This is a genomic window from Amaricoccus sp. B4 (genome assembly GCF_043226085.1).
GTDB lineage: Bacteria > Pseudomonadota > Alphaproteobacteria > Rhodobacterales > Rhodobacteraceae > Amaricoccus.
This window is the reverse complement of record NZ_CP171225.1, coordinates 1,055,113-1,078,418: the sequence shown is the minus strand read 5'-3', so window position 1 is coordinate 1,078,418 and position 23,306 is coordinate 1,055,113. Positions and strand designations below refer to the sequence as shown.

The following is a 23,306-nucleotide window of genomic DNA, read 5'->3' as shown; positions in this document are numbered from 1 at the left end:
GAACAGGGAGACACCATCATGCGCGATCCGAAGGATGGGAAACCACCCCGCCGCCGCGGCCTCCTTGGCCTCTGGGACCTGATCTGGAGCCCCGTTTCGGCCTTCAGCCTCGGCTTCCTTCTGCTCGCGGGGTTCCTCGCCGGGATCCTGTTCTGGGGCGGTTTCCACTGGTCTCTGGAGCTCACCAACACCGAGGAGTTCTGCGTCTCCTGCCATACGATGGAGACCAACCTCGGCGAATACCGGCAGACCGTGCATTACAACAACCATTCCGGGGTGCGGGCGATCTGTTCGGATTGCCATGTGCCGCATGAGTGGCAGTACAAGGTCAAGGCGAAGATCATGGCGGTGAAGGATGTCTATCACGAGATCCTCGGCACGATCTCGACGCCGGAGGACTACGAGGCGCGGCGGCTGCACATGGCGGCGTCGGTCTGGCGCAAGATGAAGGCCACGGACAGCCGGGAGTGCCGGAACTGCCATGCCTTCGAATACATGGATTTCACCATCCAGGAGACCCGCGCCGCGGCGAACCACCAGCGGGCGATCGACGAGGGCATGACCTGCATCGACTGCCACCAGGGCATCGCGCATGATCTGGCGCCGGGCTATCTCGAGGAATACCGCCACGTCGTGGAGGAGCTCGAGGGCGGGCAGACGGCACAGGGGAACCTCGCGCCCGGCCCCGATCTTGCGGCGATACGGACCTACCTCGAGAGGACGGTGGAGTAGCCTGACGGGGCGCCGGTCAGGCCAGGCGCCCTGCTCACATTTCAGGAGAACGCGACCATGTTGGGAATGCTGGATCTGCTTGGAACGATCGGGGGAAACATCCTGAGCCTGCCGGGGATCGTCGGGCTTGCGCTCGGGATGGCGACGCGCAACTGGCTGTTCGCGGCGATCATGGGGGGGCTTGTCGGGGTTCTCGAGACCTATCTCTTCGGCGGCACACATCCCGGCCATGTCACGGTGATCGAGGTTGCGGTCGCGGTCCTTGTCGGCATGGCGGCCGGGGTGGTGGGCTGTGCGATCCGGCACAAGGGGGCGACGGTCTGACCGGCGCTTCCGGGAGAGGCTTTGCCGTGAAAACGGGGCTTTTCACCGTGAAACGGAAATCAAGTAATTGAATTTGCTGAAAAAAGATACTAACATATCATGAATGGCTAGTGGGGCCGGTTGATCCGCGCGCGGGGCGGCACTGGCCAACGTTGGCCGCGCCGGGATGCCGGGGGCGTCGTGAAGAGTTTTTGCGCGCTTCGGGCGCGGGGTGTTTCCTGCGCCGGGGCGGCGGCGCGGATGCGGAGCGTGCCAGTCCCGAGACCTGCTCTTTCGGGAATGACACTTATTCCTCTCATCGAACGGTTCGGATCGCCCTAGAGTGCCGGCAGAGGCAGCAGAAAGGGAAAGGATACGCCATGGAGATCGTGCGTGCCGACAGCCGCTCGACCCGTCCGGGCCCGACCGACTGGTTTACCGGCGAGGTCGAGCTCGAGGGGCTCTTCAACAGCTTTGATGCGGAGCGCGTGCAGGGGGCGAACGTCCGCTTCGGGCCCGGCGCGCGCACCGCGTGGCATACGCATCCGCGCGGCCAGACGCTGATCGTGACCTCCGGCACCGGGCGCGTGCAGCGCTGGGGCGGGCCGATCGAGGAGATCCGCGCCGGGGACGTGGTGTGGTTCGCGCCGGGCGAGAAGCACTGGCACGGCGCCGGGCCCGACGCGGCGATGACCCACATCGCCATTCAGGAGGTTCAGGACGGCAAGGTCGTCGACTGGATGGAGCAGGTGTCGGACGCGCAATACGGCGCCTGATCCCGAACGGACCCGCGCGCGTAGACGGCTTGGAGGGAGAGGCTTGTGATCGTCTTCGCGCGCGACATGCCGGGGGCAGGAGGGTGGCGCGTTCAGGATGGCGCCAGCGGCGCAGCGCTTGGGGAAAAGGTGCATGGACCGGCAGGGGAGAATGCCGGTCCATGCGGGGTCTGCTGCCCGTTGCGGGGAGCAAACGCGCGGAGCGAAACTGTCGTCCGGGGCGAAACGGTTCGAACCTGAACCGTCCCGGCGCCTAGATTTCGAGTTCGACCCGTCCGCGCGGGTTCGAGCAGCAGGCGAGGATGTAACCTTCCTCGATCTCTTCGTCGGTGATGCCACCGTTGTGCACCATGTGCACTTCGCCCGAGATCTTCTTGGTCTTGCAGGTGCCGCAGACGCCGAAGGTGCAGCCCGACGGGATGGCGATGCCGGCGTTGCGGGCAACGGCCAGCACGGTGTCGGTTTCGGTGCAGGTCTGGGTGATGCCGGAGATGTCGAAGACCACTTCGGCCGCGACGTCTTCCTGCGGCAGGTGGTCGTCGGGCAGCTCGACCTCGACGAGCTCCGGCCCCGGCGTGCCGGGAGCGTGGAAGCTCTCCTGATGGTAGTGGTCCATGTCGAAGCCAAGGCCCGCGAGCGCCTCGCGCACCGCCTGCATGAAGCCCTCGGGGCCGCAGCAGAACACTTCGCGCTCGAGGTAGTCCGGCGCCATCAGGCCGAGCATGAGCTGGTTGAAATGGCCCTGATAGCCGGTCCAGGGCTGGTAGGGATCGGGCTGCTGCACGACCCACTTGAGATCAAGCCCGGCGATGCGCATCGCCATGTGCTCGAGGCGGCGCTTGAAGATGATCTCCGAGGGGCGGCGGGCGCAGTTCACGAAGACGATGTCGCAATGCCGGCCGAGGTCATAGATCTCGGTCGTCATCGACATCATCGGGGTGATGCCCGAACCGGCGGAGATGAAGAGATACTTCCGCGCCGGGTATTCGGTCGAGGTGAACCGCCCGCCGGGGCCGGTCGCCTTCAGCGTCATGCCCGGGCGGAGGTTGTCGATGATCCAGCGCACCCCGATCGAGGTGGCTTGCGCCTTCATCGTGATCGTCAGCGATTTCGGGCGCGACGGCGACGAGGAGATCGTGAAGGTCCGGTAGAGCGGACCCCCCGGCACGGGCAGTTCGAGGGTAAGGAACTGCCCGGCCTCGAAGGCGAAGGAACGTCCCGAGGGGGCCTGGAAGCAGACCGTGACCACATTCGGGGCCTCCGGCAGGATCGAGACGCACTCAAGCGGCTCGTTGTCGGTCCAGGTCTCGTTTGCAGTCTCTTGGGGCTTCGCCATCGGGAATTACTCTGCTGCCAGGGAGGTGGGGGTCTGTGCTGCGCGCATGCGCCCAAGATACCATTCGACGAACTGGATCACACCATCTTCGTGCATCGCGGAGTAGGGGCCGGGTTCGTAAGCGGGCGAGTTGATGCCCTGCTGGTTGTGCTCGACCACGCGCCGGTCTTCGTCGTTGGTGTGTTCCCAGACGGTGGTGAGGTTCTTGAGGTCGTAGTCCACGCCCTCGACCGCGTCCTTGTTCACCAGCCAGGTGGTCTGCACCTCGGTTTCCTGCGGGCCGATCGGGGTCACGCGGAAGGTGATCGAGTGGTCGGTCAGGAAGTGGTTCCAGGTCGTCGGGTAGTGGAAGAGCAGCAGGGTGCCGGCGTCGAGGAACGGCACCTGGCCGAGGCGCTTCTGCACCGCGATCTTGCCGTTCAGCGTGTAGCTTTCGGCGCCGTCGAGCAGCGGCATGCGGGCCACGCGGAACTGGCCGCCCTCACCGAGCTGGAAGCGCGAGGGGGCGCCGGCAGCCTCGAGGCGGTTGAAGTGCTTCTCGACCTTCTCGGGGAAGGTGCCGTCCGCGCTCACGCCGGTGATCGTCGGATCCTCGGGGTAGGTGCGGCAGAGGTCGGGGTGGTTGCCGGCGCAGTGATAGCACTCGCGGTTGTTTTCCCAGACCAGCTTCCAGTTGCCCTTCTCGATGATGGTGGACTGGAAGGCCACCTTGGCGTTCGAGAGGTCGTGCACGCCGAGATAGGGGCTCACGGTCGCGGCGAAGGCGTCGAAATCGGGCGCATCGTTCGCGAGGCAGATGTAGACGAGCCCGGCGACGGTGCGGCAATGCACCGGCTTCAGGCCATGCTTCGAGGGATCGAAGTCGGGGCCCATGTCGCGCGCCCAGATCAGGCGGCCGTCGAGGTCGTAGGTCCACTGGTGGTAGGGGCAGGTGAGCTTCGCGACGCGGCCGGTGGTGGCGGCGCAGATCACCGACCCGCGGTGGCGGCAGGTGTTGTGGAAGGCCCGGATCTCGCCCTTGCCGTCGCGCAGGACGACCACGTCATAGACGCCGATCCGGAGGCGCTGGTAGCTGCCAGTCTTGTCGAGCATGCAGACCGGGAAGGCATAGAGCCACTCGCGGTAGAAGATGGCTTCGAGATCGGCCTCGAAGATTTCGGGCACGTTGTAGAACTGCTGCTGGAGCGCATGGCCGGGGCGGTGCTGGTTGAGCAGGTCGGAGAGCGCGGCGGTCTGGCTTGCCATATACTGAACTCCTGGCGCGAGAACGGGATCTGCCACGCACAGAGCCATCGTGCGCGGCCGTTGGCAATTGGCAAAAATCTCATGTGACATTATCATGCCTAAACTCTTGTGCCAAATGTTCCATTCGCGACATCTGCTGTCTGAAAGCGACCAACATGCCGAATCCGTATGATTTGCCATCGCTTGGCGACCTTGCCTGTTTCGAGGCAGCTGCCCGAAATTTGAGCTTCAAGCAGGCTTCCTTCGAGCTGAACGTCACTCCTGCGGCGGTCAGTCATCGAATCAAGGCGCTGGAGACCGAGCTCGGTCAGCCGCTTTTCAACCGGCAGTACCGCGGGGTGGAGCTCACCGAAGCCGGCGCGCTTCTGTTCGTGTCGCTGCAGCGGGGCTTCGAGATGATTTCGGAGAGCGTGGCGCGGATCCGCAGCCGCCATGACCGCAACGGCGTGTCGATTGCGGCCACCTCGGCGATGAGCGGGCTCTGGCTGACGCCGCGGCTGGCGGCGTTCTGGAAGGCCCATCCCGGTGTCGCGATCTCGCAGATGATCGAGGATCAAGGCCGCGCGCAGGGCGTCGATCTCAGCATTCATTACGGTGATCCGGATCGGGAGGATGACGAGACGCGCGTGCTTTTCCGCGATCGCATTCTCGCGCTCAGCACCGAGCAGTTTGCTGAAGCCTATGGCATTTCCGAGGTTGCCGATCTGCTCTCCGTGCCGCTCATCCACACGCAATCGGGCAGCAACGACTGGACGGACTGGCCGGAATGGTTCGCGAAACAGGGGTTGCCCGCGCCGCGGGGGCGGGGCTTCTTTCTCAACAACTATCTCATTTCCCTGAAGGTTGCCGAGGATCATGTCGGCGCGGTGCTCGGCTGGGAGGGACTCCTGGGAAGCTTTCTCGGCAGCCGCCGCCTGGTGCAGCTGGTGCCCGAGGCGATGGACTCGCCCCATCCCTTCTATCTCCGCATCCACGGCCGGGCCTCGGCCAATGCGCGTCTGTTTGCCGACTGGCTGGTCGCGCAGGAGACGCCGGAGTGATCGCTGCCCGGAGCGAGGCAGGGAGGGCCGTATTGCCCGTCTGAGGTCAGGACGGTCGCCCGACATTCGAGAGGGCCGAAGCGGACCCCAAAAACAGAAACTCCGGCGGAAATCCGCCGGAGTCGCTTGAGCAGAGCTATACCGATGCCGGCTTAGCTGCGCGGCTTGAGGTTCTCGGGATCGTAGAGCGGCGCGTAGCCGACGCCCGCCACTTCGACGGGATAGGTCTCGTCGAAATAGGTGACGTTGAGCTTGCGGCCGACCTGGCAATAATCCCAGGGCAGGTAGGCGAGCATGATGTTCTTGCCCACCGTCGGACCGAACGCCTGCGACGTGGTGTAGGAGCGGCGGCCGAGCGCATCGACGAGCACTTCGCCGGTCTCCGGGTCCATCACCGGCATGGTGTTGACCGGGAAGCGGGCCACACCCTTGCTGTCGGTGTTTTCCGTCATCACCAGGGTGCAGAGCATCGCGGGCTGGTGCTCGCGGGCCCGGTATTCGAGGTGCTTCTCCTTGCCGTGGAAGTCCGCTTCCTTGACCTTCGGGCGCGCCAGGTCACCCTCGTAGAGGTTGTACTGGGTGTGCAGGTCGGCGTTCTGCAGGCGCAGGGATTTCTCCATCCGCCGCGAGTTCGCGTAGGTTTCCACCCCGACGGCGATGACACCGGTGGAGCGCAGCGCGTCCCAGACGGCGAGGCCGTCGTCGTAGGCCATGTGCAGCTCCCAGCCCTGTTCGCCGACATAGGAGATGCGGAAGGCCGAGACCTTCTTGCCTGCGATCTCGATCGGCTTGATCGCGGCAAAGGGGAAGTTCTCCTTGTCGAGCATGTCCGGGTCCGCGACGACCTTCTTGAGGTTCTCGCGGGCGTTCGGGCCCCAGATGCCGATGGTGGTGAAATCCTCGGTCACGTCGGTGATGGTGACATCGAGGCCTTTGTCCTGGGCGGTGCGCTTCATGTACATCAGGTCGCGCGGGCCGGCGTCGGCGCCGTTCACCAGGCGGCAGCGGTCGGCCATGCGGAAGACGGTGAAGTCCGCGCGCACATTGCCTTCGTCATCGAGCATGTGGGTGTAGATGCCCTTGCCGATGTTGGCGTCGCCGCCGATCTTGGCCGCGCAGAGGTATTCCATCAGCGCGACGTGATCCGGGCCGGAGATGTCGGTCATGTGGAAATGCGAGAGGTTGATGATGCCGCAATCGGCGCTCATCTCGAGCTGCTCGGCATTCGAGACGCGCCAGAAATGGCGGTTGTCCCACTCGTTTTCGCGCACCGGCACCTGATCGGCGTATTTCTCGAGGAGATGCTCGTTGGCCGCGTAGCCATGGGCCCGCTCCCAGCCGCCGAGTTCCATGAAATAGCCGCCGAGCTCGACTTCACGCTCGTAGAAGGGCGAGCGGCGGATGCCGCGGGCGTTGCCGAAGGGTTCGCGCGGGTGGACCGGCGGGTTGTAGATCTTGGCGGCGGTTTCCAAGCAGCGGCCCCAGATGAAATCTTCGGTGAGCTGGAACTCGTTGAAGCGGGAATAGTCGATCGAGTGGTGGTCGATATGGGTGCGGCCGTCGGTCATCCAGTCGGCGATGAGCTTGCCCATGCCGGGGCCGTCCTTGACCCAGATCGCCACGGCATACCACAGGCCGCGGAGCTTGCGGCTTTCGCCCATCGAGGGGCCGCCGTCGGTGGTGGTCTGCAGCAGGCCGTTGAACGAGTGGCTTTCGTTGAAGCCGAGCTCGGCGAGGATCGGGGTCAGCTCCATCGCGCGTTCGAGCGGCTCGATCACGTCCTCGAGCACGAGGTCGCGCATGGAGGGCGACAGGCGCGACTGTTCCTTCTCGAGAATGTCGCGCGGATGCACCATGCGCACGTCCTTCTCGTAGTAGTAGCCCCATTCCATCTGGCCGCCCTCGGTGGTGGAGGGATCGCCCGTGTCGCGCATGTAGGCCGAGTTGCCCTGGTCGCGGAGCAGCGGGCGGCCGATCTCGAGGCCGGTGCCGGCGAATTCGTCATACGGGCCGAAGAAGGTCAGCGGATGATCGACGGGCATGACCGGCAGATCCTCGCCCGCCATCGCGGCGATGAGGCGGCCCCAGAGGCCGGCGCAGACGACGACATGGTCGGCCATGATCGTGCCGCGGGTGGTCTTCACGCCCGTGACCCGGCCGTTCTCGGTGATGAGCTCGAGGGCGGAGGTGTTGGCGAAGGCGCGGAGCTTGCCGGACTTCTCGGCGGCGTCGACGAGCTTGCCCGCAACGGTCTGCGAGCGGGGGATGACGAGGCCCGCATCCGGGTCCCACATGGCGCCCTGGATCTGGTCTTCCTCGATCAGCGGGAATTTTTCCTTGGCTTCGGCCGGCGTGATCATCTTCACGCGGGTGCCGAAGGCGCGGCCGGAATCGCAGCGGCGCTTGAGCTCTTCCATGCGGCCGTCATCGCCGACACGTGCCACTTCGATGCCGCCGATGCGCGAGTAGTGGCCCATCTTCTCGTAGAAATCGACCGAATACATGGTCGTCCACGTGGTCAGCAGGTCGTGGCTGGTGCAGTAGCAGAAGTCCGAGGCGTGGCCGGTCGAGCCGATGTCGGTGGGGATGCCGGACTTGTCGATGCCGACGATATTGTCCCAGCCGCGCTCGATCAGGTGATGCGCGACCGAGGCGCCGACGATACCGCCGAGACCGACGATGACGACATTTGCGCGTTCGGGAAACGAGGACATTCTTGATTCCACTTGTTCGAGGAGTTTGTGGGAAGATTAGACGGATTGGCGGGCGGGCTCTACAGCCCAGAAGACATGCGCCGCGCGAGAAACAACGGTTTCACGCGCGGCGCAGAAGGTATGGTCACCAGAGCTGGGGTGCGACCCGCCCGGAGCGACGAAAGGCGGCGAGCAGCGTGTTGTGCATGAGGCTCATGATGGTCATCGGGCCGACGCCGCCGGGCACCGGGGTGATCGCCCGCGCCCGTTCGGAAGCATGGGCGAACTCGACATCCCCGACGAGGCGTTTCTCGCCGTCGCGGATCACCCGGCTGGTGCCGACGTCGATCACCGTGGCGCCGGGCTTGATCCAGTCGCCGCGGATCATCTCGGCGGAGCCGACAGCGGCGACGACGATATCGGCCTGGCGGACCTTGTAATCGAGATCGCGGGTGCGCGAGTGCGCCACCGTCACCGAGCAGTTCTCGGCCAGCAGCAGCTGGGCCATCGGCTTGCCGACCAGAATCGAGCGGCCGACGACGATGGCATCGAGCCCGGAGAGATCGCCGAGCGTCGATTTCAGCAGCATGAGGCAGCCGAGCGGCGTGCAGGAGACGAGGCCCGGCAGGCCGGTTGCGAGATAGCCCGCGTTGACCGGGTGCAGCCCGTCGACATCCTTGGCCGGGTCGATGGCCTCGACGACGGCAAGGCTGTCGAGATGGCGGGGCAGCGGGAGCTGCACGAGGATGCCGTCCACCGTATCGTCGGCATTGAGCGCCGCGATGAGCGCGAGCAGCTCTTCCTGCGAGGCGGTTTCGGGCAGGACGTGCTCGAAGCTTTCCATGCCGAGCTTGCGGGCCATGCGGCCCTTGCTGCGGACATAGATTTCGCTGGCCGGATCGGTCCCGACCAGCACCACCGCGAGACCGGGGGTGCGCCCGGTCTCTTCGGTGAAGGCCGTGACGGTTTCCGCGATGCGGTCGCCGAGGCCTGCGGCAAAGGCCTTTCCGTCGATGATCTTTGCGGTCATTTCCGCTCTCTCCCTGATGGGCCGCGACGGGACGTCAGAGCTGACGCGCCATTTCCGGCAGGACTTCGAAAAGATCGCCGACGATGCCGTAGTCTGCCACCTGGAAAATCGGGGCTTCGGCATCGGTGTTGATGGCGACGATGATCTTGCTGTCCTTCATGCCCGCAAGGTGCTGGATCGCGCCCGAGATGCCGCAGGCGATGTAGAGATCCGGCGCCACGACCTTGCCGGTCTGGCCGACCTGCAGATCGTTCGGGGCATAGCCCGCATCGACGGCAGCGCGGGAAGCGCCCACGGCGGCACCGAGCTTGTCGGCAACCGGATTGAGCACATCACGGAAGGTCTGGTCAGAACCGAGCGCGCGGCCGCCGGAGACGATGATCTTCGCCGCGCTGAGATCGGGGCGATCGCTCTGCGACAGGATGTTCTCGACGAAGCGCGAGAGATCGCCGCTGGCGGCTTCCTCGACGCTCCGGACCGGCGCTTCGGCTGCGGCGGCGCCTGCGGCGGCGAAGCTCGCGGTACGGATGGTGAGGACGCGCTTTGCCTCGGTGCTCTGCACCACCTCGATGGCGTTGCCGGCATAGATCGGACGCTTGAACGTGTCGGCCGCGACGACCTCGGTCACCTCGGAGATCTGCATCACGTCGAGCAGGGCGGCGACGCGGGGCAGGACGTTCTTGCCGGTGCTGGTCGCGGGGCTGAGGATGGTGTCGTACCCCTCGGCGAGGGCGACGATCAGCGCGGCGGTGGGCTCGGCAAGGCGGTGCTCCAGCGCGTCGGCCTCGGCGACGATCACCGAGCGGACGCCGGCGAGTTTCGCGGCCTGGGCGGCGGCGTCGCTGGCGTTCTTGCCGGCGATCAGGATGTCGATCTCGCCGCCGATCTGCGCCGCGGCCGTGAGGGCCTTCGCGGTCTGGTCGGAGAGCGTGGTGTTGTCGTGGTCCGCAAGGAGAAGAATGGCCATGGTCTTTGATTCCGCTTCTATCAGATGACGCCAGCTTCGTTCTTGAGCTTGTCGAGCAGTTCGGCGACGTTGCCGACCTTCACGCCAGCCTGACGGGTGGCGGGCTCCTCGACGCGCAGCACGGTGAGGCGGCGCGCAATGGAGGCGCCGAAGTCTTCCGGGCTCTTCGTCTCGAGCGGCTTCTTCTTTGCCTTCATGATGTTCGGGAGCGAGGCGTAGCGGGGCTCGTTGAGGCGCAGGTCGGCGGTGACGATCGCGGGCAGGTTGATCTCGATCACCTGAAGGCCGCCATCGACTTCGCGGGTGACCTTTGCATTGCCATCGCCGAGCGCGATGCCGGAGGCGAAGGTGCCCTGCGACCAGCCCAGGAGGGCGGCGAGCATCTGACCGGTCTGGTTGCAATCGTCGTCGATGGCCTGCTTGCCGAGGATCACGAGGCCGGGCTCTTCGGCCTCGACAACACCCTTCAGGATCTTTGCGACGGCGAGCGGCTCGACGGCGGTCTCGGCGGTGATGAGGATCGCGCGATCGGCCCCCATGGCGAGCGCGGTGCGCAGCACGTCCTGTGCTTGGGCCGGGCCGACGGAGACGGCGACGACTTCGCTGGCCGCACCGGATTCCTTGAGACGCACTGCCTCCTCGACGGCGATTTCGTCGAAGGGGTTGATGGACATCTTGACGTTGGCCAGATCGACGCCGCTGCCGTCGGCCTTGACCCGGATCTTCACATTGTGGTCGATGACCCGCTTCACAGGCACCAGTACCTTCATGTTTCTTCCTCGCTGCACGGCACTCCGGTGGTGCCCTGTTGGTTCCAAGAGTATGACCGCGACGCCTTATGGCCGGTCGGTTTTCGTCTGCTCTGGCCGGTCTTTCGCCCGCAGAGCCATCGGCCCAAGGGGAAAGCGGCACGGAGCCGGGATTCGATGAGGGGCACGATTGCGCCATTTGGCGCCTCGGGAACAGAATGATTGCGTCAAAACGGGATTAGGGCTACGACAGTGGTTCAGGATCCTTGCTGAGCCCGGAGCTAAGTCGGATGCCTTCCCGTCAGAAGCCGCAGAGAGAGACGTCCCGCAGCACGGTCACGCGCGCCCTGCGCCCGCGCACGGGCGGCGCGCGGCTTTCCGTCGGCTTCATCCTCGCCAAGCGCTTCACGCTCTGCGCCTTTGCAAATTTCGTGGATGTGCTGCGGCTCGCGGCCGATGAGGGCGACCGCAGCCGCCCGATCCTCTGCAACTGGACCGTGCTGTCGGACACCATGGACGCGGTGACCTCGAGCTGCGGCATTTCGGTGCAGCCGAAGGAGCGGCTCGGCGACCCTGCGCGTTTCGATTACATCGTCGTCGTCGGCGGGCTGATGGACGAGATGCCGGGGCTCGGCACCGTCTACGAGCGGTTCCTGCATCAGGCCGCCGCGGCCGGCGTGCCGCTGGTGGGGGTCTGCACCGGGGCATTCATGCTGCATCAGGCCGGGTTGCTCGATGGCTACCGCTGCTGCGTGAGCTGGTTTCATCACGCGGACTTTCTCGAGCAGTTCGAGGGAATGACGCCGGTCACCGATCAGATCTTCGTGGTGGACGGCGACCGGCTGACCTGTTCGGGCGGCGCGAGTTCGGCGCATCTCGCGGCCTATCTCGTCGAGCGGCACGTGGGGCGCGCGCAGGCCAGCAAGAGCCTTCACATCATGATCATCGACGACGCGTTGCAGCCGGACAAGCCGCAGCCCGGCGTGACGCTCGATTTCAGGACGCGGGATCCGATCGTGCTCAGGACGCTGCTGCTGATGCAGCAGAACATCGACACGCCGCTTTCGGTGACGGAGATCGCGCGGCGCATGGGGCACAGCAAGCGGCAACTCGAACGGCATTTCCGCACGGCGCTCGACACCTCGCCGCAGGCGGCCTTTCTCAGCATCCGGCTGTCGCTGGCCTATCATCTGATCGAGACGACGGACAAATCCATTGCGCAGATCGCGGTTGATTGCGGCTTCTGCGATTCCTCGCATCTCAGCCGGATGTTCCAGCGCCGCTTTGACATGGCGCCGAATGCCGTGCGCCAGATAGGCAAGCCGGACGCCTGACCCCACGCGGGGGGGGAGGCAAACCCGGGCCAGGCGGCCCGGGTTTCTTGGTGTCAGCGCGGTTCGCTGGCCAGGCCGCGCCAGATCGCGACACACATCAGCAGCAGCACCAGCGTGAAGGGCAGGCCGGTCGAGATCACCATGGCCTGGAGCGACTTCAGACCGCCGACCGAGAGCAGCAGCACGATGGCGACGAGGCCTTCGAAGAGGCACCAGAACACGCGCTGCGGCACCGGAGCATCGACCTTGCCGCCTGCGGCGATGGTGTCGATCACGAGGCTGCCCGAGTCAGACGAGGTCACGAAGAAGACGATGACCAGGACGATGCCGATCATCGAGGTGATCGAGGTCCAGGGAAGCGCATCGAGCATCGCGAAGAGCTGGAGCGGAAGCTCGGCGTCCTTGGCTGCGGTATAGCCGTCATGCACGACCTGGTTGATCGCGGCGCCGCCGAAGACCGACATCCAGATCACGCAGACGAGCGAGGGCACGAGCAGCACGCTGATGAGAAACTCGCGCACGGTGCGGCCACGGCTGACGCGGGCGATGAACATGCCCACGAACGGCGACCAGGAGATCCACCACGCCCAGTAGAACGCGGTCCAGCCCTGAACGAAGTTCACGTCGTCACGCCCGACCGGGTTGGAGAGGGCGGGGAGGTATTCGAGGTAGGCGAGGAGGTATTTGCCGACGCCGGTGAGGATCAGGATCGTGGGACCGGCTGCGACAACGAAGATGAGCAGCAGGAAGGCGAGCCCCATGTTGATCTCGGAGAGCAGCTTCACCCCGGCCTCGAGGCCACGCACGACCGAGAAGAGCGCGATCGCCGTGATGAGGATGATGAGGATGATCTGTGAGGTGGTGTCGATGGGCATGCCGAAGAGCTTGTTCATCCCGGCGTTGGCCTGCGCAGCACCGAGGCCGAGCGAGGTTGCGAGGCCGAAGAGCGTCGCGAAGACCGCAAGGATGTCGATGACGTGGCCAGGCCAGCCCCAGACGCGCTCGCCGAAGATCGGGTAGAAGGCCGAGCGGATGGTGAGCGGCAGGCCCTTGTTGTAGCTGAAGAGGGCGAGGCTGAGCGCGAGGATGGCGTAGATCGCCCAGGGGTGCAGCCCCCAGTGGAAGATCGCGGCGGCCATGCCGAGTTTGATCGCACCGGCTTCGTCCGAGGCGGCGCCGAGCGGGGACCAGTCGGTACGAACCCCGTCCGCCCCGACTGCGGTACCGCCGAGCGAGGAGGAGAAGTGGCTCAGGGGTTCCGAGACACCGTAGAACATCAGCCCGATCCCCATGCCGGCGGCAAAGAGCATCGAGAACCAGCCCGTATAGGTGAAATCGGGGGTCGCATCGCGCCCGCCGAGGCGGATCTTGCCGTAGGGGCTGACGATGAGAACGAGGCAGAGCAGGACGAAGATGTCGGCCGCTCCAAGGAAGAACCAGTCAAAGCCCTGGGTCACTTCCGAAAAGATCGCATTGAAGATGGTGCCCGCGAGCTCCGGCATGGCGATCGTGAAGACCACGAAAGCAACGACCGAGAGAGCAGAGATCGCGAAGACCGGGTTGTGAACGTCGAACCCGAACGGGCCGAAGCTCCCCTCGATATTGTCCTGTCCAATCGTGTAGTCGGTTTGAATCAGACCCTCTGGCTGGGTCTCGTCGCCGATGTCCGCGGCCGACGCATCTGCATTGGCTTGGTTTGTCAAGAATATCGCTCCTGTGTTGGAATTCGGGGATGTCCCCTTGGTCGGAAGCCCGGTTGGCCGGACCTTATTCATAGTTCTCTGGGCGTGAGGGCGCCGCCGTGGTCGCGGCGACCCCTCAGGCCCGCCCTTCGCCGTTTCTCCCTCTGACCCAGTATTCGGGCGCGCTCCGGCGGGAAGACTGCCGGAACGGCCAATTTTCAGGGTATTCAGTCAATCCGTCCGGTATCTATGGGTGAAGCACTGCGACACAGTAGTTTTGCGACGGGTGCGCGGTAGTACTACGACATGAAACGGCGCGGTGCGGCTGGTCGGCGGAATACCGCGCCCCGGGGTCTCGAGCCGGGGCCTCTTGCTGCCGATGGTCGCGGCGCACCCCTGTCAGACAAGGGGTGCGGCGCGATTGCGGCGGGGCTTGACGCCCGACCTGTCCGCCGCGAGCATGGCGGCGGAGCGCCTCAAGTCGGGTGCAACAAACGTTGGCGCGTATCTCCGGTCCTGATGTCGCAATCGTTCAATGAGGCTGAACCGGGAAACGCTACGTAAGCTGATACATTCCATCTGCGGTGAGGGGCAGCCCATGACGCGTTTCAACGCCTTCAACCTACTCAAGAACGCGCTGACCGGCCACAAGAACTGGACCGAGCAGTGGCCGGACAGTCAGCCCAAGGCGGAGTACGACGTCGTAATCGTCGGCGCCGGGGGCCATGGTCTCGGGACCGCCTATTACCTCGCCACTCAGCATGGCATCACCAATATCGCGGTGATCGACAAGGGCTGGCTCGGCGGCGGAAATACCGGCCGGAACACGACCATCATCCGCTCGAACTATCTCTATGACGAGAGCGCGCGGCTTTTCGATCATGCGTTGGATCTCTGGCAGAACCTGAGCCAGGAACTCAACTACAACGTCATGTATTCCAACCGCGGCGTGCTGATGCTCGCGCACAATGTGCACGATGTCCAGAGCTTCAAGCGCCACGTCCACTCCAACCGTCTGAACGGCGTCGACAACCGCTGGCTGACGCCCGAGGAGTGCAAGGAATTCTGCCCGCCGATCAACATCGCCAAGAACGCGCGCTATCCCGTGATGGGCGGTGCGCTGCAGGAACGCGCGGGCACCGCGCGCCATGACGCGGTCGCCTGGGGCTATGCCCGCGGTGCGGCGATGCGTGGCGTGGACATCATCCAGAACTGCGCTGTGACGGCGATCCGGCGCAACGCCGACGGGTCGGTTGCGGGTGTCGAAACCGCGAAGGGCTTCATCAAGGCAAAGAAGGTCGCGGTGTCGGCCGCCGGTCACACCTCGGTGGTCATGGACAGCGCGGGCGTTCGCCTGCCGCTCGAAAGCTATCCGCTGCAGGCGCTGGTTTCCGAGCCGGTGAAGCCGGTCTTCCCCTGCGTCGTGATGTCGAATGCGGTTCATGCCTATTGCAGCCAGTCCGACAAGGGCGAGCTCGTGATCGGCTCCGGCACCGACCAGTACACCTCCTATTCGCAGCGTGGCGGCCTGCCGCTCATCGAGCACACGATTGCCGCGATCTCGGAGGTCTTCCCGATCTTCAACCGCATGCGGATGCTGCGCAAGTGGGGCGGGATCGTCGACAACACGCCGGACCGCTCGCCGATCGTCGGCAAGACCCCGGTGCCGGGGCTCTTCGTCAACTGCGGCTGGGGCACCGGCGGGTTCAAGGCCACGCCCGGCGCCGCGCATACCTTTGCCTGGACCGTCGCAAAGGACGAGCCGCACCCGATCAACGCGCCTTTCACCCTCGAGCGGTTCCGCACCGGACGGCTCATCGACGAAGCCGCCGCTGCCGCTGTCGCGCACTAGAGGAGTCTCCGAACATGCTTCTGATCCACTGCCCCTACTGCAGCGAGACCCTGCCCGAGGTCGAATTCACCTATGCCGGTGAAGCGCATATCGTCCGCCCCGAAACGCCTTCGGCGCAGAGCGACGCGGACTGGGAAGGTTTCCTCTTCCTCCGGAGCAACGTGCGCGGGCCGCACTACGAGCGCTGGCGGCACCTTCACGGCTGCGGACGCTACTTCAATGCGGTGCGCGACACCGTCTCCGACAAGTTCCTGACCACCTACAAGGCGGGCGAACCGCGCCCCGACCTCTCGACGCTGACGGTGACCCAGAAATGAGCAACTATCGTGTTTCCGGCCGGGGTCGGGTGGATACCGCGCGCCCCATCTCCTTCACCTTCGACGGCAAGACCTATCGCGGCGCGAAGGGCGACACCGTTGCCTCGGCGCTGCTCGCGAACGGCGTGCATCTCATGGGCCGCTCGTTCAAGTATCACCGTCCGCGCGGCGCCGTCGCCGCGGGCTCCGAGGAGCCCAACGCGCTCATCGGCACCCGCCGTGGCCCGGGCCGCTTCGAGCCCAACACGCGGGCGACCGTGCAGGAAATCTGGGAAGGTCTCGAGACCACCTCGCAGAACAAGTTCCCGAGCCTGAAGTTCGACGTGGGTGCCGTGAACGACGCGGCCTACATGCTGTTCTCGGCCGGCTTCTACTACAAGACCTTCATGTGGCCGCGGAGCTTCTGGGACAAGGTCTATGAGCCCTTCATCCGCGCCGCTGCCGGTCTTGGCGTCAGCCCGAAGGAAGAGGATCCGGATCACTACGCCTCGCGCTACCTGCATTGCGACGTGCTGGTCGTCGGCGCCGGCCCGACCGGGCTTGCCGCGGCGCGTGCTGCCGCGGTGGGCGGGCTCAAGGTGGTGCTGGTGGACGAGAACGCGGAAGCGGGCGGCACGCTGCTCTCCGAGCCGCAGGCGCGGATCGACGGCCGGCCGGCGTGGGACTGGCTCACCGCCGAGCTTGCGGCGCTGAAGGAGCTCGGGGTCAAGATCATGACCCGCACGACCGCCATCGGCTACTATCACCAGAACATGATCGGCATGGTCGAGAAGCTCACCGATCATCTGCCCGCGCTGCCGGCGGACACGCCGCGTGAGCGTATGTGGCGGGTGCGGGCGCGGCAGGTCGTGCTTGCGCAGGGTGCGCTGGAAAAGCCGCTGGTCTTCCACGGCAACGACCGGCCCGGCGTCATGCTGGCAGGTTCCGCGCAGACCTTCCTCAACCGCTACGGCGTGCTCGTCGGCAAGAAGCCGGTGGTGATCACCTCGCACGATTCCGCCTGGTATGCCGCCTTCGATCTGCAGGATGCGGGCGCGAAGGTGCAGGCGATCGTCGACATCCGCGGCACGGTGTCCGAGGCGCTGCTCTCCGGGGCGCGCAGCCGCGGCATCACGGTGAAGCTCTCCCACACCGCGACCGGCACGTCGGGGCGCCTGCGCGTCTCCTCGCTCCGGGTCAATCCGGTGACGAACGGCGCCGTCGGCGCCGGCGAGGAGATCTCGTGCGACGCAGTGCTGATGTCGGGTGGCTGGACGCCGTCGCTGCATCTCTTCTCGCACACGAAGGGTTCGCTCGCCTGGGACGACGACCGCACCACCTTCCTGCCGAAGGACACGCCCGAGGATTGCGTCATTGCCGGTGCGAGCCGCGGGCTCTGGGGCATCGCCGCGGTGCTGGCCGATGGTGCAGAGAAGGGCCGTGCAGTGGCCGAGGCTCTGGGCCAGACGCCCGCGCCGGCCGCCGCACAGGCGGTCGAGGGGGATCGCACCGGCAGCGGCGTCTCGATGACGGAACTGCCGACCGACCGCAGCCCGGGCAAGGCCAAGGCCTTTGTCGACTATCAGAACGACGTGACCGCCAAGGACCTTCGGCTCGCGGTGCGTGAGGGCATGCGCTCGATCGAGCATGTCAAGCGATACACCACCAACGGCATGGCGACCGACCAGGGCAAGATGTCGAACATCAACGGCCTCAACATCGCGGCCGATGCGCTCGGCAAGAAGCAGCCGCAGGTGGGTCTCACCACCTTCCGGCCGCCCTACACGCCGACGACCTTCGGGGCCTTCGCGGGCTATCACCGCGGCGGGCATTTCGAGGTCACCCGCAAGACCCAGATCGACAGCTGGGCCGAGGAGCATGGCGCGGTGTTCGAGCCGGTGAGCCAGTGGCGCCGGGCCTGGTATTTCCCGAAGCCGGGCGAGGACATGGACACTGCGGTGCGCCGCGAATGCGTTGCGACCCGCAAGAGCGTCGGCATCTTCGACGCCTCGACGCTCGGCAAGATCGAGGTCGTGGGCCCGGATGCGGTCGAGTTCATGAACCGGATGTACACCAACCCCTGGACCAAGCTCGCACCGGGGCGCTGCCGCTACGGCCTGCTTCTGGGCGATGACGGCTACATCCGCGACGATGGCGTGATCGGCCGGCTGAGCGAGGACAAGTTCCACGTCACCACCACCACCGGTGGCGCGGCGCGGGTTCTGAACATGATGGAGGACTATCTCCAGACCGAGTGGCCCGACCTCAATGTCTGGCTCACCTCGACGACGGAGCAGTGGTCGACCATCGCGCTGAACGGCCCGGATGCCGCGAAGCTGCTCGCGCCCTTCGTCGAGGGGGTCGAGCTGACCGAGGACGCCTTCCCGCACATGTCCTGCGTGGAATGCACCGTTGCGGGCCTGCCCGCGCGGCTCTTCCGGGTGAGCTTCACCGGCGAGATCGGTTTCGAGATCAACGTGCGGGCACATGAGGGCCGCAAGCTCTGGGAGACGCTCTGGGAGGCCGGGCAGCAGTATGGCATCACCGCCTATGGCACCGAGACGATGCACGTGCTGCGCGCCGAGAAGGGCTACATCATCGTCGGCCAGGACACCGACGGCACGGTGACGCCCTATGACTGCGGCATGGGCTGGGCGGTCGGCAAGAAGAAGCCGGACTTCGTCGGGATGCGGGGGCTTGCGCGCCCGGATCTGGTGGCCAAGGGACGCAAGCAGTTCGTCGGCCTGCTGACCGAGGACAAGTCGCGGCTCGAGGAGGGCGCACAGATCGTCTTCGATCCGAAGCAGGCGATCCCGATGAAGATGGTGGGTCACGTCACCTCGTCCTACCTCTCGGACACCGTCGGCCAGCCGATCGCGCTGGCGGTGATCGAGGGCGGGCACGAGCGGATGGGCGAGACCGTCTACATCCCGATGCCCGACCGCATCATCGCGGCAAAGATCACCGATCCGGTCTTTGTCGATCCAGAAAACACCCGTCTGAAGATCTGAGCCGGAGACATGCGATGACTGCCCATACTTCTTCCCTGTCCTCCGGCGTCGCCGCTGTAAGCTCGGCCGCGCGGGTTTCCGTCGAGGCGCCCTGCGGGCGGCTCTCGCTGCGGGCGCGGGGCGATCTCTCGGCGCTCGAGGGCGCGCTCGGCCTTGCGCTTCCGCGCAAGGTCGGGGGGCGCGCCGCGGCCGGCGAGCTGCAGGCGCTCTGCCTCGGCCCCGACGAGTGGATGCTGCATGCCCCGCTCGCCGCGGTGTCCGGTCTCGTCGAGGCCTGCGCGGGCGTCTATGGCGCGCTGCCGCACAGCCTCGTCGACGTTTCGGGCCGCGAGGTGAGCTTCCAGATCTCGGGGCCCCGCGCCGCCGAGCTGCTGACCCTCGGCTGCGCGCGCGACATCGACACAATTGCCGTGGGCGAGGGGCGCCGGACGCTTTTCGACGGCTCCACCGTGATCCTCTGGCGCGATGCCGCAGACAGTTTCCGCATGGATGTCTGGAACAGCTTCGCGTCGCATCTTCTGCACCTTCTTGAAGTCGGCGTGCGCGAACTCGCCGCTGAGGCCCTCTGAGTCAAAGGACCCAACCCATGATCCATTCCCTTCCCAAGGCCGTCTTGTCCGACACCGTGATCGCGTCGGCGATCGCAGAGGAACTCGACCGCCAGCAGACCCAGATCGAGCTGATCGCCTCGGAAAACATCGTTTCCGTCGACGTGATGGCGGCGCAGGGCTCCGTGCTCACCAACAAGTACGCCGAAGGCTATCCGGGCAAGCGCTACTATGGCGGCTGCGAGTTCGTCGACAAGGTCGAGGAGGTCGCGATCGAGCGGCTGAAGCAGCTCTTCGGTGCGGAATATGCCAACGTGCAGCCGCATTCCGGCGCGCAGGCGAACCAGGCGGTGTTTCTCGCGCTGCTTCAGCCGGGCGACCGTATCATGGGCCTTTCGCTCGCTCATGGCGGGCATCTGACCCACGGCTCGCCGGTCACCATGTCGGGCAAGTGGTTCGATGTCGTCTCCTACGAGGTCGATCCGGAAACCCATATCATCGACATGGAGAAGGTGCGCGAGCGGGCGCTCGAGACCCGGCCGAAGCTGATCGTGGCGGGCGCCTCGGCCTATCCGCGCAAGATCGACTTCGAAGGCTTCCGCAAGATCGCGGACGAGATCGGCGCCTATCTGATGGTCGACATGGCGCATTATGCGGGTCTGATCGCGGGCGGCCAGTATCCGAACCCGGTGCCGCATGCGCATGTCGTCACCTCGACCACCCACAAGACGCTGCGCGGGCCGCGCGGCGGCGTCATCCTCACCAATGACGAGGCGCTGGCCAAGAAGCTCAACTCGGCCGTCTTCCCGGGCAACCAGGGCGGGCCGCTGATGCATGTCATCGCCGCCAAGGCCGTCTCCTTCGGCGAGGCGCTGCAGCCCGAGTTCCGGCAGTATGCCGCACAGGTGATCGCGAACGCAAAGGCGCTCGGGGACGTGCTGATCGCGGGCGGTCTGGGCATCGTCTCGGGCGGCACCGACTGCCACATGCTGCTGGTCGACCTGCGGCCCAAGGGCGTGACCGGCAAGGTGGCCGAGATCGCGCTCGAGCGTGCCGGGCTCACCTGCAACAAGAACTCCATCCCCAACGATCCGGAGAAGCCCTTCGTGACCTCGGGCATCCGTCTCGGCACGTCGGCCGGCACCACCCGCGGCTTCGGCGTGGCGGAGTTCGAGCAGATCGGGCGCCTGATCCTGCGGGTCATCGACGCGCTCGAGCAGAACTCCGAGGGCGATGCCGCGGTCGAGGCCGAGGTGCGGGAAGAGGTTCGTGCGCTCTGCGCGGCGCATCCGATCTACGGTTCGGCAGCCTGAGATGTTCCTGTCGGTCTTTGATGTCTTCAAGATAGGCATCGGCCCCTCGTCGTCCCATACGATGGGGCCGATGGTGGCGGCTGCGCGGTTCCTCGACGATCTGCGCAGCGGGGCCGAGAAGATCCCCGGTGCGGGCAAGCTGCACCGGCTCGGCGCGAGCCTGCACGGCTCGCTCGCCTTCACCGGCAAGGGCCATGCGACCGACCGCGCGGTGATCCTGGGTTTCTGCGGGCTGCTGCCCGAGACGCTCGATCCGGATCAGGCCGAGGCGCTGGAGGCCACGGTCCGGCAGGAAGGTGTCGTGCGGCCCGAGGGCCTGGGCGAGCTGATCTTCGTCCCGGACCGCGACCTTGTCTTCGACTATGACATGGCCCTGCCGGGCCATGCCAACGGCATGATCCTGCGCGCCTTCGACGAGGCGGGCAACGCCTACCGCCAGCAGATCTACTATTCTGTCGGCGGCGGCTTCGTGCTGACGGCGGAGGAGCTCGAGGCGCAGCATGCCGCGAAGGCGAGCCTGCACGACGAGAAGTCGGCGCATTCCTTTCCCTATCCCTTCGGCACCGCTCAGGAGATGCTGGAGATGGGGGCGCGCTCGCGTCTCAGCATCGCGCAGATGAAGCGCGCCAACGAGACGGTGCTGCACGGGGCCGCGCTCGATCAGAAGATCGACCGCATCCTCGATACCATGGATGCCTGCGTCGCCCGCGGGCTCACCCAGGAGGGCATCCTTCCGGGGGGGCTCAAGGTCCGGCGCCGGGCCAAGGCGATCCACGACCAGCTTCAGTCCGAGAAGGGCATGAACCTCGCGCAGCCGCACCAGGCCAATGACTGGATGAGCGTCTATGCGATGGCAGTGAACGAGGAAAACGCTGCGGGCGGGCGGGTCGTCACCTCGCCGACCAACGGCGCGGCGGGCGTGGTGCCGGCGGTGCTGCGCTATTACCGCGACCATTGCGTCGGCGCGACGCACCAGGGCTGCCGCGACCTGCTGCTGACCGCTGCCGCGATCGGCGGGCTGATCAAGCACAACGCCTCGATCTCGGGCGCCGAGGTCGGCTGCCAGGGCGAAGTGGGGAGTGCCGCGGCCATGGCGGCCGGGGGGCTCTGCGCAGCCCTCGGGGGCACGAATGCCCAGGTTGAGAACGCCGCGGAGATCGCGCTCGAGCACCATCTCGGCATGACCTGCGATCCGGCCGCCGGGCTCGTTCAGGTGCCCTGCATCGAACGCAACGCGCTTGGCGCCATCAAGGCGGTCTCGGCCGCGTCGCTCGCACTTCGCGGCGACGGAGACCATTTCATGCCGCTCGACAACTGCATCCGCGTGATGCTCGAGACCGGGCAGGACATGAACCTGAAATACAAGGAAACCTCCACCGGCGGGATTGCCGTCAACCTTCCGGAATGCTGATCCCTCATAAGGTCCAACAGACATGTCTCAGATCATCCTGACCGTTTCCTGCCCGGTGCGACCCGGCATCGTGGGAGCGATCTCCACCTTCCTCGCCGAGCAGGGCTGCAACATCCACGACAGTTCGCAGTTTTCGGATCTCGCGAACGACCGTTTCTTCATGCGGCTAAGCTTCGTCTCCGAGCAGGGCCGGACCCGCGACGCGCTGGGCGAGAGCTTTGCTGCGACGGCTCAGAAGCTCGACATGGATTATGCCTTCCATGACCCGGCCACGAAGATGAAAGTCATCATCATGGTCTCGCGCTTCGGGCACTGCCTGAACGACCTGCTCTACCGCTGGCGGATCGGTGCGCTGCCGATCGACATCGTGGCCGTGATCTCGAACCACATGGATTACCAGAAGGTGGTGGTGAACCATGACCTTCCGTTCCATTGCATCAAGGTCACCAAGGAGAACAAGCAGGAGGCCGAGGCCGAGCAGATGCGCATCGTGCGCGAGACCGGCGCGGAACTGATCGTGCTCGCCCGCTACATGCAGATCCTCTCGGACGAGATGTGCCAGGAGATGTCGGGGCGGATCATCAACATCCACCATTCGTTCCTGCCGAGCTTCAAGGGCGCGAACCCCTACAAGCAGGCCTATGAGCGCGGTGTGAAGCTGATCGGGGCAACCTCGCATTACGTGACCGCCGATCTCGACGAGGGTCCGATCATCGAGCAGGACACAGTGCGGGTGACCCATGCGCAGAGCCCGTCGGATTACGTGAGCCTCGGCCGCGACGTGGAAAGCCAGGTGCTCTCCCGGGCCATTCACGCCCATATCCATCACCGGGTCTTCCTCAACCGCGACAAGACCGTGGTCTTCGCGGCGAGCCCCGGCGAATACGCCTCCGAACGCATGGGCTGAGGCGGGCCAAGCCCGCCTGAAGCCTGTAGCCTTGCGCGCCCCAGAGACGGGGCGTGCCCTGCATTGAAGCCCCGCGCCGGA

Annotated in this window: 19 protein-coding genes; 12 read left to right on the top strand and 7 right to left on the bottom strand. The window is 65.7% G+C overall.

The window, feature by feature from the left end; translation table 11 throughout:
• Window positions 1-18 precede the first annotated feature (18 nt).
• From ACF66B_RS05130 to ACF66B_RS05120, 3 genes are all read left to right on the top strand, one after another.
• A complete protein-coding gene (locus ACF66B_RS05130) occupies window positions 19-732 on the top strand; it encodes a NapC/NirT family cytochrome c (protein WP_111431349.1) in 714 nt (237 codons plus the stop codon).
• Window positions 733-789: 57 nt separating this feature from the next.
• Window positions 790-1,056: a hypothetical protein gene (locus ACF66B_RS05125; protein WP_392664232.1), complete on the top strand. Its 267-nt coding sequence runs from the start codon at window positions 790-792 to the stop codon at window positions 1,054-1,056.
• Window positions 1,057-1,415: 359 nt separating this feature from the next.
• A complete protein-coding gene (locus tag ACF66B_RS05120; RefSeq protein WP_111431351.1) occupies window positions 1,416-1,811 on the top strand; it encodes a cupin domain-containing protein in 396 nt (131 codons plus the stop codon).
• 253 nt (window positions 1,812-2,064) lie between these two features.
• On the opposite strand, the gene ACF66B_RS05115 is transcribed toward ACF66B_RS05120, so the two are convergent.
• Together ACF66B_RS05115 and ACF66B_RS05110 are read right to left on the bottom strand one after the other, a co-directional pair.
• A complete protein-coding gene (locus ACF66B_RS05115; RefSeq protein WP_111431352.1) occupies window positions 2,065-3,147 on the bottom strand; it encodes a hybrid-cluster NAD(P)-dependent oxidoreductase in 1,083 nt (360 codons plus the stop codon).
• 6 nt (window positions 3,148-3,153) lie between these two features.
• Window positions 3,154-4,392 carry an aromatic ring-hydroxylating dioxygenase subunit alpha gene (locus ACF66B_RS05110; RefSeq protein ID WP_111431353.1) on the bottom strand — a complete coding sequence of 413 codons (1,239 nt, stop codon included), beginning with the start codon at window positions 4,390-4,392 and terminating at the stop codon, window positions 3,154-3,156.
• A gap of 155 nt (window positions 4,393-4,547) precedes the next feature.
• On the opposite strand from ACF66B_RS05110, the gene ACF66B_RS05105 reads away from it, so the two are divergent.
• Complete coding sequence (locus ACF66B_RS05105; protein ID WP_111431354.1) at window positions 4,548-5,432, top strand: LysR family transcriptional regulator; 885 nt, start codon at window positions 4,548-4,550, stop codon at window positions 5,430-5,432.
• Window positions 5,433-5,584: 152 nt separating this feature from the next.
• Here the strand turns inward: ACF66B_RS05105 and ACF66B_RS05100 are convergent, their stop codons facing one another.
• The 4 genes from ACF66B_RS05100 to ACF66B_RS05085 form a co-directional block, all read right to left on the bottom strand.
• Window positions 5,585-8,146 carry an FAD-dependent oxidoreductase gene (locus ACF66B_RS05100; RefSeq protein ID WP_111431355.1) on the bottom strand — a complete coding sequence of 854 codons (2,562 nt, stop codon included), beginning with the start codon at window positions 8,144-8,146 and terminating at the stop codon, window positions 5,585-5,587.
• A 124-nt stretch (window positions 8,147-8,270) separates the two neighbouring features.
• On the bottom strand, window positions 8,271-9,155 hold the full coding sequence (gene folD, locus ACF66B_RS05095; RefSeq protein ID WP_111431356.1) for a bifunctional methylenetetrahydrofolate dehydrogenase/methenyltetrahydrofolate cyclohydrolase FolD: 885 nt from the start codon (window positions 9,153-9,155) through the stop codon (window positions 8,271-8,273).
• A 34-nt stretch (window positions 9,156-9,189) separates the two neighbouring features.
• Complete coding sequence (locus ACF66B_RS05090) at window positions 9,190-10,122, bottom strand: electron transfer flavoprotein subunit alpha/FixB family protein (RefSeq protein WP_111431357.1); 933 nt, start codon at window positions 10,120-10,122, stop codon at window positions 9,190-9,192.
• Window positions 10,123-10,142: 20 nt separating this feature from the next.
• On the bottom strand, window positions 10,143-10,892 hold the full coding sequence (locus tag ACF66B_RS05085) for an electron transfer flavoprotein subunit beta/FixA family protein (protein WP_111431358.1): 750 nt from the start codon (window positions 10,890-10,892) through the stop codon (window positions 10,143-10,145).
• Between the two features lie 269 nt (window positions 10,893-11,161).
• Between ACF66B_RS05085 and ACF66B_RS05080 the strand changes: the two genes are divergently transcribed.
• Window positions 11,162-12,205: a GlxA family transcriptional regulator gene (locus ACF66B_RS05080; protein WP_111431359.1), complete on the top strand. Its 1,044-nt coding sequence runs from the start codon at window positions 11,162-11,164 to the stop codon at window positions 12,203-12,205.
• 53 nt (window positions 12,206-12,258) lie between these two features.
• Here the strand turns inward: ACF66B_RS05080 and ACF66B_RS05075 are convergent, their stop codons facing one another.
• On the bottom strand, window positions 12,259-13,980 hold the full coding sequence (locus ACF66B_RS05075) for a BCCT family transporter (protein WP_111431360.1): 1,722 nt from the start codon (window positions 13,978-13,980) through the stop codon (window positions 12,259-12,261).
• Window positions 13,981-14,485: 505 nt separating this feature from the next.
• On the opposite strand from ACF66B_RS05075, the gene ACF66B_RS05070 reads away from it, so the two are divergent.
• From ACF66B_RS05070 to purU, 7 genes are read left to right on the top strand one after another with little or no spacing between them, the layout of a single operon-like run.
• Window positions 14,486-15,739 carry a sarcosine oxidase subunit beta family protein gene (locus ACF66B_RS05070; protein ID WP_111431361.1) on the top strand — a complete coding sequence of 418 codons (1,254 nt, stop codon included), beginning with the start codon at window positions 14,486-14,488 and terminating at the stop codon, window positions 15,737-15,739.
• 14 nt (window positions 15,740-15,753) lie between these two features.
• Complete coding sequence (locus ACF66B_RS05065; RefSeq protein WP_111431362.1) at window positions 15,754-16,056, top strand: sarcosine oxidase subunit delta; 303 nt, start codon at window positions 15,754-15,756, stop codon at window positions 16,054-16,056.
• On the top strand, window positions 16,053-19,046 hold the full coding sequence (locus ACF66B_RS05060) for a sarcosine oxidase subunit alpha (RefSeq protein WP_111431363.1): 2,994 nt from the start codon (window positions 16,053-16,055) through the stop codon (window positions 19,044-19,046). The genes ACF66B_RS05065 and ACF66B_RS05060 overlap by 4 nt, the downstream gene beginning before the upstream one ends.
• A 14-nt stretch (window positions 19,047-19,060) precedes the next feature.
• Entirely contained in the window at window positions 19,061-19,615 is a 555-nt protein-coding gene (locus tag ACF66B_RS05055) for a sarcosine oxidase subunit gamma family protein (RefSeq protein WP_111431364.1), read from the top strand.
• Window positions 19,616-19,632: 17 nt separating this feature from the next.
• The gene (glyA, locus tag ACF66B_RS05050) at window positions 19,633-20,907 is read left to right on the top strand and encodes a serine hydroxymethyltransferase (protein WP_111431365.1); all 1,275 of its coding nucleotides are present in this window, start codon (window positions 19,633-19,635) and stop codon (window positions 20,905-20,907) included.
• 1 nt (window position 20,908) lies between these two features.
• Window positions 20,909-22,318, top strand: a complete 1,410-nt coding sequence (locus ACF66B_RS05045; RefSeq protein ID WP_111431366.1) for an L-serine ammonia-lyase — start codon at window positions 20,909-20,911, stop codon at window positions 22,316-22,318.
• A gap of 22 nt (window positions 22,319-22,340) precedes the next feature.
• Window positions 22,341-23,225 carry a formyltetrahydrofolate deformylase gene (purU, locus tag ACF66B_RS05040; RefSeq protein WP_111431367.1) on the top strand — a complete coding sequence of 295 codons (885 nt, stop codon included), beginning with the start codon at window positions 22,341-22,343 and terminating at the stop codon, window positions 23,223-23,225.
• The last annotated feature ends 81 nt before the right edge of the window (window positions 23,226-23,306 follow it).

Excerpts from the sequence above, each read along its gene's own strand:
- ACF66B_RS05130 (WP_111431349.1), top strand. The coding sequence starts at position 19 with ATGCGCGATCCGAAGGATGGGAAACCACCCCGCCGCCGCGGCCTCCTT.
- ACF66B_RS05125 (WP_392664232.1), top strand. The coding sequence starts at position 790 with ATGTTGGGAATGCTGGATCTGCTTGGAACGATCGGGGGAAACATCCTG.
- ACF66B_RS05120 (WP_111431351.1), top strand. The coding sequence starts at position 1,416 with ATGGAGATCGTGCGTGCCGACAGCCGCTCGACCCGTCCGGGCCCGACC.
- ACF66B_RS05115 (WP_111431352.1), bottom strand. The coding sequence starts at position 3,147 with ATGGCGAAGCCCCAAGAGACTGCAAACGAGACCTGGACCGACAACGAG.
- ACF66B_RS05110 (WP_111431353.1), bottom strand. The coding sequence starts at position 4,392 with ATGGCAAGCCAGACCGCCGCGCTCTCCGACCTGCTCAACCAGCACCGC.
- ACF66B_RS05105 (WP_111431354.1), top strand. The coding sequence starts at position 4,548 with ATGCCGAATCCGTATGATTTGCCATCGCTTGGCGACCTTGCCTGTTTC.
- ACF66B_RS05100 (WP_111431355.1), bottom strand. The coding sequence starts at position 8,146 with ATGTCCTCGTTTCCCGAACGCGCAAATGTCGTCATCGTCGGTCTCGGC.
- folD (WP_111431356.1), bottom strand. The coding sequence starts at position 9,155 with ATGACCGCAAAGATCATCGACGGAAAGGCCTTTGCCGCAGGCCTCGGC.
- ACF66B_RS05090 (WP_111431357.1), bottom strand. The coding sequence starts at position 10,122 with ATGGCCATTCTTCTCCTTGCGGACCACGACAACACCACGCTCTCCGAC.
- ACF66B_RS05085 (WP_111431358.1), bottom strand. The coding sequence starts at position 10,892 with ATGAAGGTACTGGTGCCTGTGAAGCGGGTCATCGACCACAATGTGAAG.
- ACF66B_RS05080 (WP_111431359.1), top strand. The coding sequence starts at position 11,162 with ATGCCTTCCCGTCAGAAGCCGCAGAGAGAGACGTCCCGCAGCACGGTC.
- ACF66B_RS05075 (WP_111431360.1), bottom strand. The coding sequence starts at position 13,980 with ATGAATAAGGTCCGGCCAACCGGGCTTCCGACCAAGGGGACATCCCCG.
- ACF66B_RS05070 (WP_111431361.1), top strand. The coding sequence starts at position 14,486 with ATGACGCGTTTCAACGCCTTCAACCTACTCAAGAACGCGCTGACCGGC.
- ACF66B_RS05065 (WP_111431362.1), top strand. The coding sequence starts at position 15,754 with ATGCTTCTGATCCACTGCCCCTACTGCAGCGAGACCCTGCCCGAGGTC.
- ACF66B_RS05060 (WP_111431363.1), top strand. The coding sequence starts at position 16,053 with ATGAGCAACTATCGTGTTTCCGGCCGGGGTCGGGTGGATACCGCGCGC.
- ACF66B_RS05055 (WP_111431364.1), top strand. The coding sequence starts at position 19,061 with ATGACTGCCCATACTTCTTCCCTGTCCTCCGGCGTCGCCGCTGTAAGC.
- glyA (WP_111431365.1), top strand. The coding sequence starts at position 19,633 with ATGATCCATTCCCTTCCCAAGGCCGTCTTGTCCGACACCGTGATCGCG.
- ACF66B_RS05045 (WP_111431366.1), top strand. The coding sequence starts at position 20,909 with ATGTTCCTGTCGGTCTTTGATGTCTTCAAGATAGGCATCGGCCCCTCG.
- purU (WP_111431367.1), top strand. The coding sequence starts at position 22,341 with ATGTCTCAGATCATCCTGACCGTTTCCTGCCCGGTGCGACCCGGCATC.